General features: G+C 30.5%; 20 protein-coding genes and 3 tRNA genes. 19 read left to right on the top strand and 4 right to left on the bottom strand.

Annotated features, from left to right (window positions below):
* The first annotated feature begins 137 nt into the window (after window positions 1–137).
* The 11 genes from JHL18_RS01240 (at window position 138) to JHL18_RS01190 (ending at window position 5729) form a co-directional block, all read left to right on the top strand.
* A complete protein-coding gene (locus JHL18_RS01240; RefSeq protein WP_200265818.1) occupies window positions 138–887 on the top strand; it encodes a class I SAM-dependent DNA methyltransferase in 750 nt (249 codons plus the stop codon).
* A gap of 2 nt (window positions 888–889) precedes the next feature.
* Window positions 890–1774: an Hsp33 family molecular chaperone HslO gene (gene hslO, locus JHL18_RS01235; protein WP_200265817.1), complete on the top strand. Its 885-nt coding sequence runs from the start codon at window positions 890–892 to the stop codon at window positions 1772–1774.
* Between the two features lie 61 nt (window positions 1775–1835).
* A tRNA-Asp gene (locus tag JHL18_RS01230) sits at window positions 1836–1912 on the top strand.
* A gap of 3 nt (window positions 1913–1915) precedes the next feature.
* Window positions 1916–1991: transfer RNA gene (locus JHL18_RS01225), tRNA-Phe, on the top strand.
* A 19-nt stretch (window positions 1992–2010) separates the two neighbouring features.
* Window positions 2011–2085, top strand: a tRNA-Cys gene (locus JHL18_RS01220).
* A gap of 230 nt (window positions 2086–2315) precedes the next feature.
* The gene (locus tag JHL18_RS01215) at window positions 2316–2975 is read left to right on the top strand and encodes a nucleoside deaminase (protein WP_200265816.1); all 660 of its coding nucleotides are present in this window, start codon (window positions 2316–2318) and stop codon (window positions 2973–2975) included.
* On the top strand, window positions 2959–3642 hold the full coding sequence (locus tag JHL18_RS01210; protein WP_200265815.1) for a hypothetical protein: 684 nt from the start codon (window positions 2959–2961) through the stop codon (window positions 3640–3642). The genes JHL18_RS01215 and JHL18_RS01210 overlap by 17 nt, the downstream gene beginning before the upstream one ends.
* Window positions 3643–3808: 166 nt before the next feature.
* Window positions 3809–4129, top strand: coding sequence for a rhodanese-like domain-containing protein (locus tag JHL18_RS01205; protein ID WP_200265814.1), 321 nt, complete (start codon window positions 3809–3811; stop codon window positions 4127–4129).
* Window positions 4130–4273: 144 nt separating this feature from the next.
* Window positions 4274–4552: an ArsR/SmtB family transcription factor gene (locus tag JHL18_RS01200; protein ID WP_200265813.1), complete on the top strand. Its 279-nt coding sequence runs from the start codon at window positions 4274–4276 to the stop codon at window positions 4550–4552.
* 101 nt (window positions 4553–4653) lie between these two features.
* On the top strand, window positions 4654–5109 hold the full coding sequence (locus JHL18_RS01195) for an 8-oxo-dGTP diphosphatase (RefSeq protein WP_200265812.1): 456 nt from the start codon (window positions 4654–4656) through the stop codon (window positions 5107–5109).
* An 83-nt stretch (window positions 5110–5192) separates the two neighbouring features.
* A complete protein-coding gene (locus tag JHL18_RS01190; RefSeq protein WP_200265811.1) occupies window positions 5193–5729 on the top strand; it encodes a cysteine hydrolase family protein in 537 nt (178 codons plus the stop codon).
* Window positions 5730–5874: 145 nt separating this feature from the next.
* Here the strand turns inward: JHL18_RS01190 and JHL18_RS01185 are convergent, their stop codons facing one another.
* A complete protein-coding gene (locus JHL18_RS01185) occupies window positions 5875–6393 on the bottom strand; it encodes a nitroreductase family protein (RefSeq protein ID WP_200265810.1) in 519 nt (172 codons plus the stop codon).
* Between the two features lie 259 nt (window positions 6394–6652).
* A complete protein-coding gene (zupT, locus tag JHL18_RS01180) occupies window positions 6653–7447 on the bottom strand; it encodes a zinc transporter ZupT (protein ID WP_200265809.1) in 795 nt (264 codons plus the stop codon).
* Window positions 7448–7998: 551 nt separating this feature from the next.
* Here zupT and JHL18_RS01175 point away from each other — a divergent pair.
* The 6 genes from JHL18_RS01175 to JHL18_RS01150 all read left to right on the top strand — a co-directional run bounded on the left by JHL18_RS01175 (window position 7999) and on the right by JHL18_RS01150 (window position 14928).
* Window positions 7999–8745, top strand: coding sequence for a nitroreductase family protein (locus JHL18_RS01175; protein WP_200265808.1), 747 nt, complete (start codon window positions 7999–8001; stop codon window positions 8743–8745).
* 365 nt (window positions 8746–9110) lie between these two features.
* The gene (locus JHL18_RS01170; protein ID WP_200265807.1) at window positions 9111–10469 is read left to right on the top strand and encodes an ABC transporter substrate-binding protein; all 1359 of its coding nucleotides are present in this window, start codon (window positions 9111–9113) and stop codon (window positions 10467–10469) included.
* A gap of 84 nt (window positions 10470–10553) precedes the next feature.
* On the top strand, window positions 10554–11396 hold the full coding sequence (locus JHL18_RS01165) for an ABC transporter permease subunit (RefSeq protein WP_200265806.1): 843 nt from the start codon (window positions 10554–10556) through the stop codon (window positions 11394–11396).
* Window positions 11396–12229 (top strand): carbohydrate ABC transporter permease, encoded by an 834-nt coding sequence (locus JHL18_RS01160; RefSeq protein ID WP_200265805.1) that lies wholly within the window; start codon window positions 11396–11398, stop codon window positions 12227–12229. The genes JHL18_RS01165 and JHL18_RS01160 overlap by 1 nt, the downstream gene beginning before the upstream one ends.
* A gap of 40 nt (window positions 12230–12269) precedes the next feature.
* The gene (gene malQ, locus JHL18_RS01155) at window positions 12270–13748 is read left to right on the top strand and encodes a 4-alpha-glucanotransferase (protein ID WP_200265804.1); all 1479 of its coding nucleotides are present in this window, start codon (window positions 12270–12272) and stop codon (window positions 13746–13748) included.
* Window positions 13749–13899: 151 nt separating this feature from the next.
* Window positions 13900–14928 carry a LacI family DNA-binding transcriptional regulator gene (locus JHL18_RS01150; protein ID WP_200265803.1) on the top strand — a complete coding sequence of 343 codons (1029 nt, stop codon included), beginning with the start codon at window positions 13900–13902 and terminating at the stop codon, window positions 14926–14928.
* Window positions 14929–15050: 122 nt separating this feature from the next.
* On the opposite strand, the gene JHL18_RS01145 is transcribed toward JHL18_RS01150, so the two are convergent.
* Window positions 15051–15350, bottom strand: coding sequence for a hypothetical protein (locus tag JHL18_RS01145; RefSeq protein ID WP_200265802.1), 300 nt, complete (start codon window positions 15348–15350; stop codon window positions 15051–15053).
* 22 nt (window positions 15351–15372) lie between these two features.
* Window positions 15373–16215 carry a GNAT family N-acetyltransferase gene (locus tag JHL18_RS01140; RefSeq protein WP_200265801.1) on the bottom strand — a complete coding sequence of 281 codons (843 nt, stop codon included), beginning with the start codon at window positions 16213–16215 and terminating at the stop codon, window positions 15373–15375.
* A gap of 307 nt (window positions 16216–16522) precedes the next feature.
* On the opposite strand from JHL18_RS01140, the gene JHL18_RS01135 reads away from it, so the two are divergent.
* Complete coding sequence (locus JHL18_RS01135; protein ID WP_200265800.1) at window positions 16523–17413, top strand: NUDIX hydrolase; 891 nt, start codon at window positions 16523–16525, stop codon at window positions 17411–17413.
* A 20-nt stretch (window positions 17414–17433) separates the two neighbouring features.
* Complete coding sequence (locus JHL18_RS01130; RefSeq protein WP_200265799.1) at window positions 17434–18228, top strand: ribose-phosphate pyrophosphokinase; 795 nt, start codon at window positions 17434–17436, stop codon at window positions 18226–18228.

The raw sequence follows: 18228 nt of genomic DNA, 5'->3' as shown, positions 1-18228 counted from the left end.
TCTTTAATATATAGCAATAAGTTAGAGATAATGATTTTAATTAGTGAATAAAAGGAGAAGATAAACATATATCATTGACTTAGCAGAAAATTAATAATATATTATTTAGTAGATTTAGTGTGGGGGATTATTATTAGATGGACAGTTATAATAAATTTGCAAATCTTTATGATCAATTGATATATGAAGATATTAATTATAATAATATAAGTGAATTCATTTTGGATTTATGTAAAAATAACAATATAAATTATGAATATTACTTAGATTTAGCTTGTGGAACAGGAAATGTAGCTGCAATTTTAGGGAAAAACTTTAAAAACATATTTTTAGTTGATTCATCTGACAGTATGCTTATAAATGCAGATAAAAAGTTTAGAGATGAAAGAATGAAATGCAAGATAGTATGCCAGGATATGAGCGAACTATCTCTTAATCGAAAATTTGATTTAGTGACTTGCGTTTTGGATTCAACTAATTACATATTAGACACTGAAGATTTAAAAAACTATTTTCTTTCTGTAAAAAAGCATATGAGTGAAAATGGCATATTTGTCTTTGATATAAATTCCTATTATAAATTAAGTGAGATTCTTGGTAACAATATTTTTACATATAATTCTGAAGAGATTTTTTACACTTGGGAAAATATATTTGAAGATGAAATAGTGGAGATGAATCTAACCTTTTTCGTGAAGGAAGGAGAACTCTATGAAAGATTTGAAGAAATTCATGAGGAAAGAGCTTACAAAGAAGAGTTTATAGAGTCAATGGTGAAGGACGCAGGGTTTGAAATAATTGGAAAGTACGATGGATATAAAGATAACTGTGTAGAGCAAGATAGTGAAAGAATAGTATATGTACTTAAGAATTTGGAGGTAAATTAATTATGAATGATAAGATTATAAGAGCTACGGCTAAAGATGGAATGGTTAGAATTATAGCTGGAATAACTACTAATTTAGTTGATGAAGGAACAAAAATACACGGATGTAGCACTACAGCAGCTGCAGCTTTTGGAAGAATGCTTACTGCAGGAACTCTAATGGGAGCAATGCTAAAATCTGAAAAAGAAATCTTAACACTTCAAATAAATGGTGGTGGAGATGCTAAAGGGATTACTGTAACCGCATATCCAGATTGTACGGTTAAAGGATATATAGGGAACCCAGCAGTTGAACTTCCTTTAAATATTAAAGGAAAGCTAGATGTAGGTGGAGCTATAGGAAAGAATGGTAACTTAACTGTAATAAGAGATTTAGGATTAAAAGATCCTTACGTAGGACAAGTGCCGATTTATACTGGAGAGGTAGCAGAAGATCTTGCGTATTATTTTACAGCATCTGAGCAAACACCATCAGCTGTTGCACTTGGAGTTTTAGTTAATAATGATTTATCAATTAAAGCTGCTGGTGGATTTATAATTCAAATGATGCCAGGGGCAGACGAACTTCTAGCAGATCTTCTATCATATAGAATGGAAGAAATACCTTCTGTGACAACTATGATAGCTGAAGGAAAGACTATTGAAGAAATAGTTGAATATATATTTGACGGAATGGATTTAAAGATCAATGATAGCATTGAGCCATTATATAAATGTGATTGCTCAAGAGAAAAAGTTGAAAGAGCCTTTATAAGTATTGGTCTTAAAGATCTTACTGAGATATATGAAGAAGGAAAAGAAGAAGAATTAAAATGTCACTTCTGTAATAAGGCTTATAAGTTCACTAATGAACAAATTGGAGAATTAATAAATACTTTGACGAAATAATTTATTGACAAAGTCTTCTAAAGTTCATATAATATAATACGTGGACGATAGAAGTACTTGTGGCTCAGTAGCTCAGTTGGTTAGAGTGCCGGCCTGTCACGCCGGAGGTCGAGGGTTCGAGCCCCTTCTGAGTCGCCACGTGGCTAGATAGCTCAGTCGGTAGAGCAGAGGACTGAAAATCCTCGTGTCCCTGGTTCGATTCCTGGTCTGGCCACCATTTATTTTAAATTTAATTTGGCGCTATAGCCAAGCGGTAAGGTCAAGGTCTGCAAAACCTTTATGCCCCGGTTCAAATCCGGGTGGCGCCTCCAAATTAATATTGATAAAAAGCGGTCTATATTATAACTTATAAAAAGTTGTAATATAGATCGCTTTTTTACTGTATAAAAAATTATAAAGACAAAGTTTTTATAATTTTATGCTGTGATAAGAATAGAAAGCTGAAGAGCAATTCAAGTTTTTGAATAATTAAGAATGTAAAACTTACGGAATAATGTGCTATAATAACTATAAATTGTAAGTTGAAAAAGGGGAGATTTTAATGTGGAAAGATTTAAATTATGCTTGGCAGGAGGCATTCTCTTTAGCTTGGGAGTCTTTTAAGAAAAATACTATTCCAATTGGTGCTGTTATAGTTGATGAGAACGAAAAGATTATATCGAGAGGCAGAAATAGAATCTTTGATACTTCAAGTAGCAATCCATTGGCTGGTACTGGGATGGCACATGCGGAAACTACTGCTATGTTAACTTTAAAAAGAGATGAACATATAAATATAAAAAAATACACATTGTATACCACAATGGAGCCATGTCCAATGTGTTTTGGAGCTATGGTTATGGTAGGAATAAGAAACGTAAAATATGCAGCGAGAGATGGTTATGCTGGAGCAACGGAACTAAATGATAAGACGAGTTATATAAAAGGTAAAAATATGAGTATTAGTAGAGAAAATGAGGAGCTAGAGGCATTTCAGATTTGTCTTCAATCTGCGTATGAATATAAAAGCAGACACAGCATAGCGCAAGCTGTACTAGATTCTTGGAGTGAGTATTGTAGTTGTGGGATTTTATTAGCAAAGGAGTTATATGAAGAAGGATATTTTCAAAATGCTTTAAGTATATGCAAACCGATTGAGGAAGTATATGATGAAATAATTAATAGATTGTATAAGGGAGAAAGTTTTGAAAAAGTTATCTAAAATGCAAAAAGTAATACTTTGCTACTTAGGATTAGCAATATTGTTTGTATTAGAAGGAAATAGCAATAATACAAAAGATATATTTTTAGAAAGAATATTTAAACCCATTAGAGGAGAGAATTGGGCGTTTCATTATGCTGCATTAATACTTATAATAGGAATATATTTTTGTTTAAAACAGCTTAATGAAATAAAAGAAAAAGCGCCTATTAAGACAGCTTTCAGAAGAGTAATAGTGACCATAATATTGATAATTATTTTTCCCTCAATGTGGGGGCTTTGCACTCAATTTTATAAAGGATTTTATAAAGATTTAAATTCAATATATCTTGATAGAGAGAGAACTTCAGTGAACTTTAGTAAAAACAATGACAAACTAACTGTAAGTGGAAATATAGAAATAAAAAATTGCAGCAATGATATACAAAAGTTTTACATAAAGATTAAGGCACCATCCTTAGTGAAAGAGGATATAAACGAAGAGTATATTACTTTAAAGAATGAATTTATAGTGCATCCTAAAGAAAGAAAAAGGTTATTATTAAATGAAGAGTTGAGTCTTGATAAAGAAGTTCAGTATTTAGGATATGGTTCAAAGACCTTTGGATATATATTATTTAATGATAAAGATGAAGTTGTTTTTCAAGGAATGTCAGAAGAATATTAAACAAAATTGTATGATTAATTATCTTATTAGTTGATGTATTGACGTAAGTAGAAAGTTAGAATATGATATAACTAAATAAGTAAGTTCTAATATTCTTATATTATACTTTTAGTAATTATGGGCAAAATATAAAAAAGTATTTTAGTTATATCAAAGGAGAAACTGTATGTTTTCATTCATTAAAAGAGGAAATTTTAGAGCAATAAGTGTGCATGATGTTGATGATGTTATAAATAAGATAAACTTAATAGATATAAGAGAGCCCTACGAGTATGAAGAGGGGCATGTTCCTAGGGCAATGAATATACCAATGGGAACGATACTTAGAGATCCAGAAAAGTATTTAGATAGAGAAAAAGAGTATCATATAATATGCCAATCTGGAGGTAGAAGCGCAAAGACTTGTAGTGAACTTAGTACAAGGGGATACAAGGTAGTAAATATATCAGGGGGAACTGGATCGTATTTAAGACCACTAGAGAAGTAGGATATAAATACATAAAGATGCTTCAGTATAAATTAAATAGAGCTTGAAGATTATGATTTAATTATAATGTAAAAAAACAAAGTCGTATTTATTAAATTAGGGGACCCTATATAAATCGAATGATAGGAAAGTCAGGGGTAAATAATGCTAGACAAAGCTAAAGAAGTTTCCGAAGTTTTAAAAGTACTCGCAAATGAAAATAGACTCCTAATAGTATGTCATTTACTAGAAAAACCTATGACAGTAAGTGAATTAAATGAGAGTTTGAGTAATTTGACTCAATCAGCTATTTCTCAGCATTTAGCTATGCTAAAAGCACATAAGATAGTTGATTATAACAAAAAAGGATTAACAAGTACTTACTTTATTTTAGATCAAAGAGTAAGCAAACTAGTAGAAGTACTAAAAGACAATTATTGTTAAATAACTTAATATAAAGTCCTATCATGACTTAAAGTTTTGGTAGGATTTTTGTATTATAGATAACCTATGAGTTAAAATTGAGTCTTACGGAGAGGAAATAAATGAGTAAAGTTGAATTAACTAATATGTGCATGATTTATGATAAAATAAATAACAAGGTTTTAGTTCAAAATAGGATTAAATCTTGGAAAGGAATATCGTTTCCAGGAGGACACATAGAAGATGGAGAAAGTATAGTAGAATCAACTATAAGGGAGATAAGAGAAGAAACAGGTCTTACAGTATATGATTTAGAGGCCTGTGGAGTTGTATATTGGTATAATGATGAAACTAAAGAGAAATATTTTGTGTTCAATTTTAAAACAGATAATTTTACAGGGGAGATCACAAAAAACACAGAAGAAGGTAAAGTATTCTGGGTAGATAAAGATATTCTGCAAGATCTTGATCTTGCTGAGGGATTTAAAGAGAGATTGCCTATGTTTTTCGAAAATAAGTACTCTGAAGGTTTTGGGGTTTGGAACGAACATACTTTAAGTAAGTTAAGATTGTTGTAGAGTTAAATAGTATAATATATGGATAAGTGTTATAATTTAACTTTAAATAATTTTTATATTACTTTGAAAGTGAGGAGTTTGTAATGTCTAAAGATACTGCGTTATTAATTGTAGATGTACAAGTTGCTATGTACTCCTATGAGAATCAATCCTTATATAACGGTGAGAAGGTTCTAGATAATATTTATATTTTACTTCAAAAGGCTAGAAAAACAGGTACTCCAGTAATATACATTCAGCATACTAGTGAAGATGATGACGAATATAATAGAGCAAAGCCAACGTGGCAGATTCATCCTAAAATAGCTCCGTTAGATAACGAAACTGTAATAGAGAAGACAACTTGGGATTCTTTTTATAAAACAAGTTTAGATGATACATTGAAGAAGAAGGGAATTAAAAGACTTATTATAGCAGGAATGCAGACGGAGTTTTGTTTAGACACTACTTGTAGATGTGCTTATAGTTTAGGATATCATGAAAATGTATTGGTTAGAGATGCAAATAGTACTTTTGATGGACCTATACTTACTTCAAAGCAAATAGTTGACCATCATAACACTCTTTTAGGTGGAAGATTTGTTAAGTCTATGTATACAAACGAAATTGAGTTTGATTAAGGGTGATGTGTATAGAAAATTAAGTTTTTATAGTGAAGATAGGCTGAGTTTAATATTAAAAGAAAGAATCAATAAAGAAGGTATTAATATTTATATATAAAGACACTCAATAGGATTTAAGTGAAACCTATTGAGTGTCTTTATATTAAAATTCATTATAAAAAACAGTTTCAGAAATATCTTTTCTCTTTTCATGATTAGGATTTGGCTTTGAATCATTACTTGGATATCCCAATGGCAAAATGCATACTGGAACTAAGTTTTCAGGGATATTGAAAGTTTTTATAACAGATTCAGGATCAAAGTGACCAACCCATGTTGTACCTAGACCAAGCTCAGCAGCTTGGAGCATCATGTGAGTTGCGACAATACTGCCATCTATATCGGTATGTATTTTTTCGTCATATTTACGTTTCCAAGCTTCATTTTTATCAGCACATACAATTAGTGCCATAGGAGCATTAAAAGAATAAATTGTGCAATCTTTTAACTTAGCAACAGCCTCATCACTTTCGATAACTAAAATTCTTTGAGGTTGAAGATTAGCTGCAGTAGGTGCTATTCTACCGGCTTCTAAAATTAAAGCTAGTTTATCTTTTTCTACTTTTCTTGAATCAAAATTTCTTACAGAGTATCTTTCTTTAGCAAGTTCTATGAAGTTCATAAAATACCTCCTCATAATAAAATATATAATTAAAGATTATATATCAACATGGTAGACAATGTAAGTATGCACATATTTGTTATTTACTAACCTTACAGTTAGTAAGGTGTTATTATATTTTTTTGTTTAACTGCAAATTTTAACTGATATTTTAAATATTCTAAGAAGTAATAAGTTAGACACTTTGGGAAAAAACAAATTTTATTTGACTTGGATTATCATTCTTATAAATACAGTTTTAGAATATATGATAGGTTTACTATAAGAATAAGAGCAAACTAACAGCCATTACAGCCATTCCTGAAATAAGACCATATATGTAGAGATTTTGGTCGCCATAGTCTCTTGCTGCTGGGATTAACTCATTCAAAGATATAAATACCATAATACCAGCTACCGCTGCAAATATGATACCAAAGGTAAGGTTGTTTATAAAAGGCATAAGGATTAAGTATCCAATAATTGCACCTAAAGGTTCGGAAAGGCCTGAAAAGAAAGAATATAAAAAGGCTTTTTTTCTGTCGCCAGTTGCATAATATATGGGAACTGATACTGAAATACCTTCCGGTATATTGTGAATAGCAATAGCAATAGCGATTGGCACTGCTATCGAAGGACTATGTATTGCAGAGATAAAAGTTGCTATTCCCTCAGGAAAATTATGAATAGCAATAGCGACAGCAGTTAATAGTCCTATCCTAAGTAATTTTACATCAGAGTATCCATTATTAAAGTTAATGGTGTATGCAGCTGTAGAGTTTTCTTCACTTGGGATAAAGGTGTCAATGAGATATATAAGAAGAATACCACAGAAGAAAGATATTACAGTGAGCCAAGATCCATCTCTTACTCCAAGTTCAGCAGTTAAAGAGTCTTTTGCATTTACAAAGATCTCAACAAGTGAAACGTAAATCATCACTCCTGCAGAGAAGCCAAGACTTAATGAAAGAAATTTAGTGTTTGTTTTTTTTGTGAAAAAAGCTAAAGTGCTTCCTATGCCTGTAGATAAGCCTGCAAAAAGGCTTAATCCTAAGGCAAATAATACATTATTCATATAACATCCTCCTTTAAAGACGTAAAGTTTCAATAAATAATCGCCTAAAAAATTAATGAAAAAATGCTTGTCCGATGATTTTCCTAATAATTAGGTGCCGTAAAAGCACCATGTTGGAATTAAGTAATTGTTGTCAGATATTTTAATTAGCTTACTTTTAAAAATAGTCTTAAATATATCCAACAATTAAAAGGTTTATTGTGTTAAACACTAAGTATAGTATGAATGTTTGAGCTATAAATTTGCTATACCTTGATAAATATGATTTTTATAAGTGGATTATGATTAATATCATATATGAGGTGAATAGAATTATTCTGATTGGGATATAAATGACTAATAAAAATGACAATATTATAGATAGTATAGTAAATATTTGATATATAATATAATTATGTTAATTTAGATACGCAGTATAGATGGAGATAAGCTCTAATATTAAGTTGTATATGTATGAAAATTATTTAATGAGAGGATTTTTTAACTATAAGTAAGTTATGTATAGAGGAAATCATGATTGGAAGAAAATAAAATAGGGGAGGATAGATGAAATGAATGAAGTTTTAGAACAAATAAAAACAAGAAAGTCAATGAGGATATTTGAGGATAGGAAAATTGAAGATAATATTAAGAATGAAATATTGCAGGCTGCTTTTGAAGCACCAACTGCAGGAGCTATGATGCTTTATAGCATAATAGATGTAACTGATAAAAAACTTAAAGAAAGGTTATCGATACTTTGTGATAACCAACCGTTTATAGCAAAGGCTCCAATGGTAGTAGTATTTCTTGCTGATTATCAAAGGTGGTATGATTCATTTGTTTATACAGAGTGCAACCCTAGAAAACCTGGGGAAGGAGATATCCTACTAGCCATGGCAGATGCAATGATTGCAGCCCAAAATACAGTAGTTGCAGCTCAGTCGCTAGGGGTGGGGTCCTGTTATATTGGTGATATAATTGAAAACTGCGAGAAGATTACAGAAATATTGGATTTACCTGAATATGTTATACCTGCTTGCATGTTAGTTTATGGCTATCCAGTTGATGCTCAAGAGAATAGAAAGAAACCTGTGAGATTTGAGAAGCAATATGTTGTTTCTGAAAACAAATATCATAGACTTTCACAGGAAGAACATCTAGAGATGCATAAAGCCAAGAATGAAGGTTCTGGTATAAAAGATAAGAATATAAAAGAGCAAATTCAAGTTTTTTGCAAAAGAAAGTATATGTCTGAATTTGCTCATGAGATGAATAGATCCGCATCAAGTTACCTTGAAAAGTTTAGAAATAAATAAAGTGAATTTTTATAAATTTTATAATAATATTTTATAGCTATCAAAGTTTTTGTTTGATAGCTGTTTTTGTATACAGTTTTGTAATTAAGCAATAAATCATAAATTTTCAATGCTAGAATAATATGATATCAAGTTATGTAAGCTCAATAAGAAAATAGGTATAATATTTCGGAAAATGAATGAAAAGGGAAAAATATAGAAAATAATAATTTCCAATATATGGTTGTAAACGTATTTGAAAGATGTTATATTTAATTTGTAATAATTGGAAACGGTACCGATAACGGTGCCAATGATTAATTATTTATTCATCGATATATTTTGATGATGATTTTACAAATAATTAAAGGGGAGAGGAAATCATTATGAAAAAGAAGTTACTAAGTCTTATAATGTGTGTGGCTATGGGGTCTACTTTATTTGTAGGGTGTGGAAACAGTGGGAAAACATCAGCATCAGCAACAAAAGAAATTTATTTCTTAAATTTCAAACCTGAAATTGCTCAAGTATATGACAATATAGCAAAGGCTTATGAAAAAGAAAAAGGTGTTAAGGTAAAAGTTGTTACAGCAGCAAGTGGTACTTATGAAACAACTTTAAAATCAGAAATAGCAAAATCTGATGCGCCAACAATATTCCAAATAAATGGGCCTGTAGGATATCAAAGTTGGAAGGATTATACTTTGGATTTAAAGGATACAAAGCTTTATAGTTACTTAACAGATAAATCTTTGTCGGTAAAGAGTGGTGACGGAATTTATGGAATTCCTTATGCAATAGAAGGATATGGAATAATTTATAATGAAGCTATAATGAAAAAGTATTTTGCACTTACTGATAAAGCTGTATCAATAAATTCTACAACTGAAATAACTAATTATGATACTTTGAAGAAAGTTGTTGAAGATATGACTAAACATAAAGATCAACTTGGTATAAAGGGTGTGTTTGCATCAACTTCCTTAAAATCAGGAGAACAATGGAGATGGCAGACTCATCTAGCAAATCTACCTTTCTATTATGAATTTAAAGATAATACTAAATATGACAATACAATTTTAGCAGGACTAGCTGCAGATAAAATTGACTTCAAATATGCAAATAATTATAAAAATATATTTGATTTATATATTAATAACTCATCTACAGACAAGAAATTGTTAGGAAGCAAATCTGTTGATGATTCAATGGCTGATTTTGCACTAGGAAATGCTGCGATGGTTCAAAATGGAAACTGGGCTTGGAACCAAATAAAGGGAGTTAGCGGAAATAAGGTACAAGAATCAGATATTAAATTCTTACCAATATATACTGGAGTAGCTGGTGAAGAAAAGCAAGGTCTATGCATAGGTACAGAAAACTTCTTTGCAATTAACAGTAAGGTTTCAAAAGAAAAACAGAATGATTCGATTGCATTCCTTGAATGGTTATTCTCAAGTGATACAGGTAAAAAGTATGTGACAAAGGATTTAGGGTTTATAGCTCCATTTAATACCTTTAGTGATAGCGAAAAGCCATCAGATCCATTAGCTAAGGAAGTTTTAACATGGAACAGCAAAGGGGTAAATAGCGTAGTTTGGACATTTGCAGCCTTCCCAAGTGAAAACTTTAAAAATTCATTTGGTGATGCTTTGTTAGAATATAGCCAAGGTAATAAATCTTGGGATGATGTAGTAAAAACAGTTAAAGAATCATGGCAAACAGAAAAAGCAAATAAGAAGTAATCAATTTAAAATAATTAACTAATGGTGAGAATAGAGAAATAACTCTAACTCACCATTTTAAAATTGAGAGTAGGAGAAGATAACGTGGAGAAGATATTAAAAAAGTATTTTCATATATTTTTACTTCCAACCTTGATAGCATTTTTAATAGCTTTTTTAGTGCCATTTGTATTAGGAATGTATTTATCTTTTACAGAGTTTACAACAGTGACTAATTCTGAATTTGTAGGATTAAGCAATTATGTAAAAGCTATTAATAACAAAGATTTTATGAATGCGTTGATTTTTACTGCTAAGTTTACTGTAATATCAGTGATAACCATAAATATATTTGCTTTTATATTAGCACTATTGCTTACAAGAGGAAAAAAGGGTTCAAACATTTTTAGATCTGCCTTTTTTATGCCCAATTTAATAGGGGGGATAGTTCTCGGATATATATGGCAGCTTATTATAAACGGTGTTTTATTCAAATTTGGTGTTACTATGACCTATGATCCTAAGTTTGGTTTTTATGGTCTTGTAGTTTTAATGAATTGGCAACTTATAGGATATATGATGATTATATATATTGCAGGAATTCAAAATGTTCCTGAGGACCTTGTAGAAGCAGCAAAGATAGATGGAGCAAGCTCTTTTAGAATACTTAGAAATATAAAGATACCTATGATCATGCCTTCTATAACAATATGTTTATTTTTAACTATATCAAACTCTTTTAAGCTATTTGACCAGAACTTAGCGTTAACGGCAGGTGCACCTGCGAAAAAGACAGCTATGTTAGCATTAGATATATATAATACTTTCTATGGCTCAGTTGGATGGGAAGGAGTAGGTCAAGCAAAAGCAGTCCTGTTCTTTTTACTAGTTGGAGTATTTGCGTTTGCACAGCTTATATTTACAAGAAGTAGGGAGGTAGAAAGTTAATGAAGGACTCAAAGGTTAAAGATAGTGTAATATTTGTAATATTACTTGTACTTGCTATAGCATTTTTAGTTCCTATTCTAATAGTATTAATGAACTCCTTTAAAGGGAAATTTTTTATCAGTGATACTCCTTTTGTTTTTCCGACAAAACAGACCTTTACTGGATTAGAAAACTATGCTAATGGTTTAATAAAGACTGGATTTTTAAAGGCTTTCGGATACTCATTTTTTATTACTGTAGCTTCAGTGGTTGTTATAGTGTTGTTTACTTCAATGACAGGTTGGTATATAACTAGAGTTAAAACAAAAATAACTAAATCAATGTATTATTTATTTGTATTTTCAATGATTGTACCATTTCAGATGGTAATGTTCACTACAACTAAGGTAGCTAATATGCTTCATTTGGATAATCCTATTGGAATTATTGTCATATATCTTGGATTTGCTTCAGGTTTATCTGTATTTATGTTTTCTGGTTTTGTAAAATCTATTCCTTTAGAAATTGAAGAAGCTGCTCTTATTGATGGATGCAACCCTATTCAGACTTTTTTTAAAGTTGTATTTCCAATCTTAAAACCTATATCTATAACTGTTTCAATACTTAATACAATGTGGATATGGAATGATTATTTACTTCCATACTTGCTTATAGGTAGTGAATATAAGACTATACCAATTGCAATTCAATACTTAAAAGGTGGATATGGTTCCATAGATATGGGAGCTATGATGGCTATGCTAGTATTAGCTATTGTACCAATTGTGATATTCTACTTCACTTGTCAAAAACACATTATTAAAGGAATAGCAGCAGGGGCTGTTAAGGGATAAGGTGAATATAATATAAAATATACTATAAAGGAGGAGAGTTATGAGAGCCAGTGGTGTATTGTTGCCTATATCGAGTTTGCCAGGAAAATATGGCATAGGGACTTTTTCAAAATATGCATATGATTTTATAGATAAGCTAAAAGCATCTGGTCAAAAGTTTTGGCAGATACTGCCTCTAGGACCAACTGGGTATGGTGATTCACCTTACCAATCATTTTCTACTTTTGCGGGGAATCCATATTTTATTGATTTAGAAGCTTTGATTTATGAGGGATATTTGACTAAGGAAGAATGTGAAAGTTATGATTTTGGAAATAGTGATAGATACATTGATTATGAGAAAATATACCTATCTAGATTCAAGATATTAAGAACTGCATATGAGAGGAGTAATATTACTAGTAATATTGAATTTAATGAGTTTATAAGAGAAAATTCTTATTGGTTAGAAGATTATTCTCTCTATATGGCTGTTAAAAATAGTTACAAAGGTAAGAGTTGGAGCGAATGGGATGAAGACATAAAACTTAGAGAGCCGTCTTCCTTGGAAAGATACAAGAATAAATGCTCAGATGAAATATTATTTTATAAATACCAGCAGTTTATGTTTATAAAACAGTGGCTAAATCTAAAAGCTTATGCAAATCAAGAAGGTATAAAGATAATAGGTGATATTCCAATATATGTAGCTTTTGATAGTGCAGATGCTTGGGCTAATCCAGAATTATTTCAATTTGACTCAAATAGGCAACCTATTTCCGTAGCTGGATGTCCTCCTGATGCTTTTTCTGCAACTGGTCAGCTATGGGGAAACCCTTTATATGATTGGAAATATCATAAGAAAACCTCGTATGCCTGGTGGATTCAGAGGATTGCCTATTCTTTTAAACTGTATGATGTTGTTCGAGTTGATCATTTCAGAGGTTTTGATGAGTATTATTCAATTCCTTTTGGAGCTCTTACGGCACAAACTGGGCATTGGAGAAAAGGTCCAGGTTATGATATTTTTGATGCCATAAAGAAAGCTCTTGGTGATTTAGATATAATTGCTGAAGATCTGGGTTTTCTTACTGAAGGTGTGCTAGAACTTGTTAAAAAAACAGGCTATCCAGGAATGAAGGTGCTAGAGTTTGCCTTTGACTCAAGAGAAGCAGGGGACTATATGCCTCATAATTATAATAGAAACTCTGTTGTATACACGGGAACCCATGATAATGAGACTATAACAGAATGGTATCATAAGCTTAATTTTGAAGATAAAAAATTAGCAAATGATTATTTAGATATTGATGAAAATAATATAGATGATGTACATTGGAAATTTATAAGATTAGCCTTTTCAACAGTATCAGATCTTGCTATTATTCCAATTCAGGATTATTTAGGTCTTGGTAGCGAAGGTAGAATAAATGTACCTTCTACTTTAGGTAATAATTGGAGGTGGAGGCTTTTAGATAATGAGCTTACGCCAGAACTAGTAGAGAAGATAAAAAAAATCACAAAATTATATGGAAGATAAAGTGTGAAATCCTCGGTTTAATATTGAGGATTTCAAAATTTGTTAAAAGATACATTTTATTTACAAATTTTTGTTATTATAATAGAATTATACATAAGAAAGAGACTTTAATAGATTTTATTATGTTTTAAGAATGAGAAGGATGAGTAGAATGGAGATAATTACAATAAAAGATATAGCAAGATTGTGTGGAGTAGGGGTGAGTACTGTGTCTAGAGCTATAAATAATCACCCTGATATTAATGAAGAAACCAAAGCAATGATTATGCAAGTTATTAGGGAAAATAACTATGTGCCTAATAATAGTGCTCGTAACCTTAAAAGAACTGACTCTAAAGCTATTGCTGTTCTTATAAAAGGTATTACAAATCCTTTCTTCAGTAACATGATCAAAATATTCGAAAAGAAGATAAAAGAAAAGAAATATTCCTTCATTCTTCAGCACGTTGATAATAAAGAGAATGAAGTAGATATAGCTATTGAGCTTATAAAAGAAAAAAAGCTAAAAGGTATCGTATTCCTAGGAGGGCACTTTTCTCATCCGGACGAAAAATTAAGAATGTTAAATGTACCCTTTGTATTAAGTACGATTGCAACTATGGAAAACTTAGATAAATCTATTTGTTCTTCGGTATCAGTTGACGATTTTAAGGAAAGTTATAAGATTGTAGACTATTTATGTAAACAAGGTCATAAAAAAATAGCAATAATAACTGCTGCCACTGATGATGAAAGTATCGGTATGCTTAGGTTTAATGGATATACTAGCGCCTTAAGAGATAATGGAATTGAAATAAATGATGACTTAATAGGTATAATGAAAGATGAACTTGAAAGTTATTCTATGGAAAATGGTTATGCTGTTGCTACAGAGCTTTTACATAAGAAAGAGGATTTTACTGCGATTTATGCTATTTGTGATAGCATGGCTATAGGCGCATGTAAGGCTATCTTTGATATGGGTAAAACTATTCCAGAAGATTATTCTGTGGCTGGCTTTGATGGGCTTGATATTGCTAGTTATTACAATCCGTCTATAACAACTATTAGACAGCCGGTTGAAGAAATAGCTGAAGAAACTATAAAGATTTTGTTCGATGTCATAGGTAAGAAAACTTTAGTTGAGCATAAAACTTTTCAAGGAGAACTTGTTGTTGGACAATCTACTAAAAACATATAAAAACAAGCAATGCAAAAAAGTTAAATAAAGTTTAGGATACTAAAGTAGATAGGTTTGCCATAACTTTGCAAACCTATTTTTTATACTTATTACCTAAGTTTTTGAATTTTATTAGTGCATATCTATAAGCTCAATATAGTAAGAACAATAATTAGCACTATAAAAAATGTAGAAAGTATCTTTCCCGATTTAGCACCAATATTCTGGGTATACTTAATTCCAATAAAAAGAGAAATTAAGAATAATATCACAGAAACAATTGATGTTGCTCCATAGATATTCATTGAATTCAACACTACAGCACCTACAGGTCTTGTTCCATCACCAATGTATGTGAAGGAACACATTATAGCAATTATTGAGAATATTAAAGATAATGTTCCTATGCCTAGAGTTTTACTCTTTGATTTGAAATCCTCCATAAAGACCTCCTTAATATAGAATTTAAGTTGTGTAATTATAATTGTTTAAGTAAATATCAACAAATCTCTTATTTTCATGCCACCAATGCATTTGATAGGTTTCAACACTTTTAAAACCCAGTTTTTTTGCCAAGTTTTTAGATTCTTTATTGCCATTATCGCAATCCCATATTGGATTTATATTATGTTTTATACAATAGCTTATAAAGGCTGTGCAGGTCATAAGGGCAAAACCTTGATTTCTAAAACTATTTAGGGTAATAATATCAATTTCTGCTGATCCATATTTTACATAGTAAGTATTGCATACACTAACAAATTCGTTATCTTTTAATATGCAAAAACCAAAGCCATTTCTTATGAAGTTTTCTGCAGTTCCCCATAAATTAAAATAGGATTCATCAATTTCGTTAGCATATTTAATAAATAAGTCTTCATCCATCCTTCTTAACTCAAAATTGTCCGGAAGTTGTAGTTCATACTTTGATAATGAAGCAAGGTTTGAATAGTCGAAATTAAATAATTGCCTGCTTAGCTTAGCAGCATTATCAAAAAGTATTTCATCTAGTTTTTTAATCCAAGATTCTGATGAACTATATAGATCAAAATAGCAACCATGATTTTTTCTATTATATAAGTAGTCATCTAAAGATTCATTAAAAGTATCATTATCTGTGTTTCCACAAACTAAATACTTGCCACTTTTACAGCATATTAAACAATTTGTTGGATTAATAAGATCATCTACAAAAATTCTTCCTGGTTGTTTTTCTTCAACTACTGAATAAGCAAAAGTGCAGTGTACATGTTCGTCGTTTAGAAGATTCGTTACTCTTTTAAATTCATGTCTTGAAAGTTCTATCATAAAAATCCCCCTTTATATAAATTTAAATAAAAACTGGTTGTGTTTTAATAAAATATAGCCAATTATTAATATTTGTCTGTGACTATGCTCATACATTTGATATATGAAGCTAAGTATTGGTACAATATGGTTTATAAAATAGCCATGGATAATTATAACATATAAGTAAGTTAAACCTAAATAAACAATTTTATAAAAGTATAAAAATTATAAAAATCGGTTGACAAAAAATAGAATTAAGCATATTATAAATACATAATATCAATTTGATATTATCTAAAAGATAATAAGTTGGAGAGTGTAAAACTTGGATAAACATTTTATAGATAACGAAGCAGAATTTCTTAAAAATTATGATGTAAATCAATATGAAAGACCTAGTGTAACAAATGATGTAATAATATTTACCACAGATGATATAAAAGAAGCTAACCAAAGAAAGGTTCCTAAAAAGGGTATGCAGGTTCTGTTAGTTAAAAGAGATGAGTATCCTGATAAGGGTAAGTGGTCCATACCTGGTGGTTTTATCGATATAAATGAAGGACTTGAAGAGGGAGCTAAGAGAAAACTAAGAGAAAAAACAGGAGTAGAGGACGTTTATATAGAGCAGCTTTACACCTTTGGAGATGTAAATAGAGATAATAGAACTAGGGTTATCAGCATCGGAAACATGGCTTTAATTGAAAAAGAAATTATAAAGTTTGAAGAAACAGATGAATTGAAAGAAAGCAAGTGGTTTTGGATAGATAAGGTTCTTGTTGAAACTAAGAAAAATGATAGGTATATAGAAAATAATCACTTGCTCATTCTAAAATCTGAAGATAATGAAGTTGAGGTAAAATATCAAGTAACAGAGAAAATTGATAGAAATATATATAGAAAAAAAGAAATAAACTATGCTTTGTTAGATGAATCTACAGAAAATCTAGCGTTTGATCATTATAAGATTCTAGATTATGCAATTGATAGATTAAGAAACAAAGTGGAATATACCCCAATTGCCTTTAATCTACTTCCAAGGTTATTTACAGTAAAAGAACTCCAAAATGTCTATGAAGCTATTATGGGAAGAGAAATACTTAATTTTAGACGAAAAATGGAAGATATGATAATTGAAACTGATGAGAAAATAGAAGGAAAGCCTTTTAGACCTGCAAAAGTATTCAAGTTCAACGAAAACTGGGAACATAATTTTTAAAAATATGGAGGGAAGTTTTTATGATATATCTAAATAATAAAAAAGTACAAATTAAGAAGTTTCCTAATGGAGAAGCATTAATTGATAGTGAGAGTTTAGTTATTAATAGTTATGATAATGAAATAAAGATAAAGTTTGAAAGCGATGAAGATATAACTCATTTGATATTTTTAAAAGGACATTTAGATGAGCTAAATAAAAAATGTAGTCTTATAATCCCTTATATGCCGTATTCAAGAATGGATAGAACTGAGGGGATGACGGTTTTTACTCTTAAGCATCTTTGTAAGTTAATAAATAGCTTAAATTTCGAAAGAGTTACTGTATATGAGCCACATTCAGAGGTGTCTGTGGCATTGCTTGATAGAGTTAAGGTTGTAAATATGTCGCAAGCTTTGACAAAAGAACTCTTGAAAGATCTCAATGATGAGGATGAGATATATTTAGTTTATCCAGATGCAGGGGCTGCAAAAAGATATGAAAAGCAGATAGAACATGAAAAGGTGCTTACAGCAAATAAAGAAAGAGATTTTAAAACAGGACGTATTAAGAGTCTTAAAATAAATGGAGAGGTTTCCTCTAAAGCTTTTAAAGCAGTAATTGTTGATGATTTATGTTCAAAGGGTGGAACCTTTATATTAACTTCGGAAGAACTTAAAAAACTTGGAGCTAAGGAGATATATCTAATTGTAACTCACTGCGAAGATACAATTTTTGAAGGTGAAATATTGAAGACTGATTTGATTAAAGAAGTATTTACAACTAATAGTATACTAAGTAAAGCTCATGAAAAAATTAGAGTACATGAAATATAG

Origin of the sequence: Clostridium yunnanense (assembly GCF_016595795.1) — a bacterium.
Lineage (GTDB): Bacteria > Bacillota > Clostridia > Clostridiales > Clostridiaceae > Clostridium_AR > Clostridium_AR yunnanense.
The sequence above is the reverse complement of the archived record's forward strand: the minus strand, read 5'-3'. Positions and strand labels throughout refer to the sequence as shown.